The sequence below is a fragment of the Arthrobacter sp. CAL618 genome, from assembly GCF_000468215.1.
GTDB lineage: Bacteria > Actinomycetota > Actinomycetes > Actinomycetales > Micrococcaceae > Arthrobacter_D.
The window spans coordinates 21,983-27,023 of record NZ_ASZW01000153.1 but is presented as its reverse complement, the minus strand read 5'-3'; the positions used below and the strand labels follow the sequence as shown (position 1 = coordinate 27,023).

The following is a 5,041-nucleotide window of genomic DNA, read 5'->3' as shown; positions in this document are numbered from 1 at the left end:
GCCCTGGTGCTTGGCACTGAGGGGGAGGGCCTGACCCGGGCGACACTGGAACAGGCCGACCACAGCGTGAGCATCCCGATGCGAGCCGGCGTCGATTCGCTCAATGTCGCAGCGGCAAGCGCGGTCGCTTTCTGGGAATGCCGGCGCTAGCTGCCGTGCCACACCCACCGGAGGCAAGATGGCTGGGACCGCCTCGGGTGCGGTAGAGTGGGTAGCTGGTCTTAGGGCCAACCAACTTTTCCAACCCCCTTGTGCCTGGCCAAATCCAGGCAACTAACGAAGGTAACACTGTGAAGTCTGATATCCACCCCAAGTATTCAACGGTTGTTTTCCGCGACCTCGCGTCCGAGAAGTCATTCCTGACCCGGTCCACCGTGACCTCCAAGAAGACTGTTGAGTGGGAGGACGGCAACACCTACCCACTGGTCGAGGTCGAAATTTCCTCCGAGTCGCACCCTTTCTACACCGGCAAGCAGCGGATCATGGACTCCGCCGGCCGCGTCGAGCGCTTCAACGCCCGCTTCAAGGGCTTCGGCAAGAAGTAATGCCGAGAGCAGACTAGTCTGCCTGATGGGTCCGGACCGCTTAGGCGGTCCGGGCCCATTTCTTGTTCACCACCGTTTACCAGTCTCCAAGGAGCACCCCGATGACCAGTCAAATCCCCTCAGGACCTGTCCACGGCGAGTTCAAGGTGCTTGGTGGGAAGCTGGTCGTCGCCGATTTCGAAGTCGCCAACGGTGTCCTGACCAGAGTATCCATCAACGGCGACTTCTTTCTCGAGCCTGACGAAGCCCTCGACGACATCAACCGGTCGCTGGAGGGCCTGCCAGCTCACGCCTCGCACGGGGAGTTGACTGCCGCCGTCGTGCAGGGGCTGGACCCCACGGCGGAACTGTTCGGCTTCTCTCCGGAGGCGGTGGCGACCGCCGTCCGGCGCGCCCTGGGCCTGGCAACCGGGTGGGCCGACCACCAGTGGGACGTTATTGGGCCCACACCGCTCTCCACCGAGATGCACGTCGCGATGGACGAGGTACTGACCCGGGACGTTGGCGACGGTCGCCGTAACCCCACCCTCAGGTTCTGGGAATGGGAATCGCCCTCGGTGGTGATTGGCAGCTTCCAGTCGATGCGCAACGAGGTTAACCCTGAGGGGGTGCTGCGGCATGGCGTGAGCGTGGTCCGCCGGATCAGCGGCGGGGGAGCCATGTTCATGGAACACGGCAACGCCATCACCTACTCGCTGTACCTGCCGCAGACGCTGGTGGACTCGTTGAGCTTCGCAGAGTCGTACCCGTTCCTTGACGCCTGGGTGATGGACGCGCTTCGCACCCTCGGGATCGAAGCCTGGTACCAGCCGCTCAATGACATTGCGACCGACGTCGGAAAAATTGGCGGCGCCGCACAAAAGCGGCTGAGCAACGGCGGCATGCTGCACCACGTCACCATGTCCTACGACATCGACGCCGACAAGATGCTCGAGGTGTTGCGCATCGGCAAGGAAAAGCTGTCCGACAAGGGTACCCGGAGCGCGAAGAAGCGGGTCGACCCGCTCCGNCCGCCGTCAGACCGGCCGGTCCCGGGAAGACATCATCAAGGTCATGATCGACACGTTCCGGGCGAAGTACGGCGCGCAGGACTCAACGTTCACCGATGATGAGGTGGCACGTGCAGAGCGTCTGGTGGAGGACAAGTTCGGCACCCGCGACTGGCTGTACCGGGTCACCTAGGAGCCGGACCCGGCTAGGCGACCTTTCCCTGGGCGTGTAACGATCGCAACAGGTGATCGCGTTCCTCCAGGACAATCCGGCGCAACGCCGCGGGCGACGACTGGTAAGTTGTCAGCCAGTTATCGGCTGCGAGCACCACCCGGTGCTCTTCGGCTGCTTCGCCCGGAGTGAGGTCCTGCGAGCCGGGGAACAGTCCGCGGACAATGCGACTGGCCATCTCGATTCCCATTGCGTCCCACACGCGGCCGATTTCGGCGAAGTAGCGGTCCACGTACGGGGCCCGCAGTTCGGCGGGGCCCTCGGCGAAACCGGCGATGGTCGCTGACAGCAGCTCGTTGGATAGCCTGGTGCCGAAGACTGCTTCCTGCCAGGCCTTCTCCTTGATGGCAGCGTCTGGTACCGAGGTGGAGGCCCTGGTGAATCCTGCTTTACCGGCCGCCGTGCGGTCCCGGTCAAGCTCCGCCTCCAGCTCAGCACCCGATGCCTGCCCCTGGGCTGCCAGCGCCTGCCAGAGGAGCCAGCGCAGCTCGGGGTCCACAGCCAGCCCGGTCACACTCTGCTTCCCACCGAGCAGTTCCCTGAACCACCCTGAGTGGGTGTTGCTGTGCAGGCCCAGAGCGGCTGCGGCCCGGGCCCAGACCAGCTGCAGGTCGGAGGCTGGCTCGGCCGCGTGCAGACCCTCCACCACAAACGAGAACAACCGTTCCCGCAGGACCTCACGCTCGTCAGCCGGAGAGTAGTGTTCGACGGCGTGGTGCGCGTTCCGCAACATGACCTGCAGCGCTCCGACCCCGGACTCGCCGGGGGCAGCGAGCTGCACCGCACCCACGTAGGCGGCCGCTGAGAGCGCCGCATCCCGGGTATTCGACCACAGCGCCGCCTGACAGACAGCGCGCGCCAGCGGCTCCTCAAGGCAGCCAACGCTACCCAGCAGGGTCGCCAGCGACCGTTCATCAAAGCTGATCTTCGCGTAGGTCAGATCATCATCGTTGATCAGCAGCAGATCGGGCTGGACGACACCCACCAGCTCGGGGACATCCGTTGCGGCGCCGTCAATACGCACATCGACGGCGCCGGTCCGTACCAGTGCTCCGGCGGCGAAACTGTACAGTCCGAGGCGCAGCTGGTGCGGGCGGAGCGCTGCCGCGCCAGTGACCGGGTCGGTGGCCTCCTGGTGGATGACCACTGCACGGTAGGCGCCGTCGTCGTCGACCTCGACCTCGGCGCTGAGCAACGGCACACCCGACGTCTGGAGCCACTGCTGCGCCCAGGCGGTCATGTCCTGGCCGGTGGCGTCCGATAATGCTGAGAGGAGGTCCGTCAACCGGGTATTACCGAACGCGTGGGTTCTGAAATAGGCGCGGGCCGCCTCGAAGAATGCTTCGCTGCCGGCATAGGCCACCAACTGTTTCAGCACCGAGGCGCCCTTCGCGTAGGTGATCCCGTCGAAGTTTTGTTTGGCCGCTTCAAGATCCACAATGTCAGCGGTGATGGGGTGGGTGGAGGGCAGCTGGTCCTGAAGGTAGGCCCAGGCCTTGCGGCGGTTGGCGAAACTCACCCACGATGTGGCGGAACCGGTGGCTTCGGCGACGGCGAGGGCGCCCATGTAGTCGGCAAAGGATTCCTTCAACCACAGATCGTCCCACCAGAACATGGTCACCAGGTCGCCGAACCACATATGGGCCATCTCATGGAGAATGGTGTTGGCGCGCGCCTCATACTGGTCGTGGGTCGCCTTGGAGCGGAAAATGTAGGCCTCGGTGAAGGTGACCAACCCGGGGTTTTCCATGGCCCCGAGGTTGTATTCGGGCACGAACGCCTGCTCGTACTTGCCGAATGGGTAAGGATATTCGAACCGTGAATGGAAGTACTCGAGTCCCCGCTTGGTGACATCGAAGATGGTGTCCGTGTCGAATGCCTCGGCCAGGGACGCCCTGCAGTAAAGCCCCAACGGGATTTCAAGCGTGGACCCGTCGGACATGGTGCCCGACCAGTGGTCGGTGGCAGCGAAGTACGGCCCGGCCAGGATGGTGGTGATGTAGGTCGAAATCCGTTCCGTGGGCGCGAACTGCCACACCCGGCTGCCCTCTCCGCCATCCTCACGGGTCGCTTCGGCTCCATTGGAGGCCACGAGCCAGTCTGCAGGTGCGCTCACTGAGAAGGTGAAGGCGGCTTTCAGATCGGGTTGCTCGAAGTTGGCGAATACCCGGCGTGCATCGGCAGGTTCGTACTGCGTGTAGAGGTACGTTTGCCCATCGGCCGGGTCGGTGAAGCGGTGCATGCCCTCGCCGCTGCGGCTGTACAGGGCGGTGCCGGTAATGGTCACTACATTGTCGGCAGCCAGATCCGGAAGGGTGATCCGGGCGCCGTCGACGACGACGGCGGGGTCCAGGTCCGTGCCGTTGAGGGTAACGCGGTGCACCTCATCGGCGATGAAGTCCATGAAGGTTTCGCTGCCCGGCGCGTCGCAGCTGAAGGTGACGGTCGAGCGGGAGAGGAACCCGGCGACCTCAGGATCAGCGGCCTCCCTCAGGTCGAGGTGAACCTCGTAACTGGCGATGGTCAGGAGACTGGACCGGAGGGCTGCTTCGTCGCGGCGGAGATTTTCGTTCATCACCCGGTCATTCAATCACGGCCGCCGGGTCTTGCCTCAGTCGGCGAAGGCGGTTCCCAGGGCGTGCCGGTCGGCGCCCTGCCGCGGGCCAGGGGCGGCGCGAGAACTGGGTTGCCCTTGAACGCGTGCGGGCGACCAGCGGGGACCGGGTGGCGGTGATGCCCGGATGATGCCCGGTGGCAGCGTCTTCGCTATGCGGCGCGGGACCTCGACCTTCTGGACCTGCGCGCCACGCCGCCGACGTGACCAATTGCACAATATGTAATACAGGAAATTCGTGGCAATGTTGAGCCCATGTCCGACCTCTTCGAAGATTATGCAGCAGCAGCCAGCCGTACCCCCGCGTTCGATGAAATGTTCGCGCCCGGCCAGTTGGCTCGCAACGAATACAGTCAGGTGGCCGCAGCCCTCAGCCAACTGAACCTCGCCGACGTCACGGCCCGCGCCGATTCCATGGCCCGTACTTTCCTTGACCGCGGTGTCACGTTCGACTACGCGGGGGAGGAACGGCCCTTCCCGTTGGACATTGTGCCGCGGGTTATCTCAGGCAATGATTGGCAGGTTCTGGAACAGGGTGTCAGCCAGCGGGTCCGCGCACTCGAGGCGTTCCTCAACGACGTCTACGACAAAATGTCGGTGGTCGCCGACGGCGTCATTCCTCGCCGCCTGATCACCTCAAGCGCCCACTTCCATCGGCAGG

The 5,041-nt window shown here is 64.2% G+C and carries 4 protein-coding genes and 1 pseudogene; 4 read left to right on the top strand and 1 reads right to left on the bottom strand.

The window, feature by feature from the left end:
* The 3 genes and pseudogenes from K728_RS23215 to K728_RS19015 form a co-directional block, all read left to right on the top strand.
* The coding region (locus K728_RS23215) for a TrmH family RNA methyltransferase (RefSeq protein ID WP_443110957.1) at positions 1 to 150 on the top strand (150 nt) is incomplete at its 5' end.
* A 140-nt stretch (positions 151 to 290) separates the two neighbouring features.
* The gene (locus K728_RS0109305) at positions 291 to 545 is read left to right on the top strand and encodes a type B 50S ribosomal protein L31 (protein ID WP_019482674.1); all 255 of its coding nucleotides are present in this window, start codon (positions 291 to 293) and stop codon (positions 543 to 545) included.
* 101 nt (positions 546 to 646) lie between these two features.
* Positions 647 to 1,727, top strand: a pseudogene (locus K728_RS19015) (lipoate--protein ligase family protein).
* 13 nt (positions 1,728 to 1,740) lie between these two features.
* On the opposite strand, the gene pepN reads toward K728_RS19015, so the two are convergent.
* Positions 1,741 to 4,341 carry an aminopeptidase N gene (pepN, locus tag K728_RS0109295; protein ID WP_443110954.1) on the bottom strand — a complete coding sequence of 867 codons (2,601 nt, stop codon included), beginning with the start codon at positions 4,339 to 4,341 and terminating at the stop codon, positions 1,741 to 1,743.
* Between the two features lie 294 nt (positions 4,342 to 4,635).
* On the opposite strand from pepN, the gene K728_RS23210 reads away from it, so the two are divergent.
* On the top strand, positions 4,636 to 5,041 hold a 406-nt coding region (locus K728_RS23210; RefSeq protein WP_443110953.1), incomplete at its 3' end, for a circularly permuted type 2 ATP-grasp protein.